The sequence below is a fragment of the Streptomyces aurantiacus JA 4570 genome, assembly GCF_000414115.1.
Taxonomy (GTDB): Bacteria; Actinomycetota; Actinomycetes; order Streptomycetales; family Streptomycetaceae; genus Streptomyces; species Streptomyces aurantiacus_A.
Genome location: NZ_AOPZ01000294.1, coordinates 1 through 753 on the forward strand (window position 1 = coordinate 1; position 753 = coordinate 753).

Annotated in this window: 1 protein-coding gene; it reads left to right on the plus strand. The window is 72.2% G+C overall.

Annotated elements, in window-relative coordinates; genetic code table 11:
- Positions 1-645: acyltransferase domain-containing protein (locus STRAU_RS26175; RefSeq protein ID WP_016643409.1), on the plus strand; the 645-nt coding region annotated here is incomplete at its 5' end.
- Positions 646-753: the final 108 nt, after the last annotated feature.

Below are 753 nucleotides of genomic sequence, written 5' to 3' on the forward strand. Positions count from 1 at the left end.
ATGCAGTCGCTGCCCGAGGGTGGCGCGATGCTCGCCGTGCAGGCGGCCGAAGCCGACATTCTGCCGCTGCTGGAGGGCGTGGAAGACCGCGCCGGGGTCGCGGCGGTGAACGGGCCCTCGCAGGTGGTGCTCTCCGGCGACCGCGAGATTCTGGAGGGCCTGGAGGAGACGCTGCGCGCCGAGGGCCGCAAGGTGCGGTGGCTGAAGGTGTCCCACGCCTTCCACTCGCCGCTGATGGATCCGATCCTGGACGACTTCCGCAAGGTTGCCGAGAGTCTGACGCATCAGGAGCCGGTGCTGCCGGTGGTCTCCAACGTGACCGGTGAGCTGGCCGAGCCCGGCCAGCTCCAGGACCCGGAGTACTGGGTGCGGCACGTTCGTGAGGCGGTCCGCTTCCACGACGGTCTCGGCGCGCTCACCGGCTTCGGCGCGACAACGCTGCTGGAGCTCGGTCCGGATTCCGTCCTGACGGCGATGGCGCATGACACCGTGACCGACCCGGCCGCGCAGTCCGGCTTGATCGCCGCCGTGCGCAAGGACCGCCCCGAGCCGGACACGTTCCTGACCGCCCTCCGTGGACCTGCCCACCTACGCCTTCCAGAAGCGGCGCTACTGGCCGCAGGCGGGCCCGGGCGCCGCAGGTGACGTGTCGGCGACGGGGCTCGTGGCGGCCGGGCATCCGTTGCTGGGCGCGGCCGTGCCGCTGGTGGACACGGGCGGCCACCTCCTGACCGGCCGTCTGTCGGTGGCCAC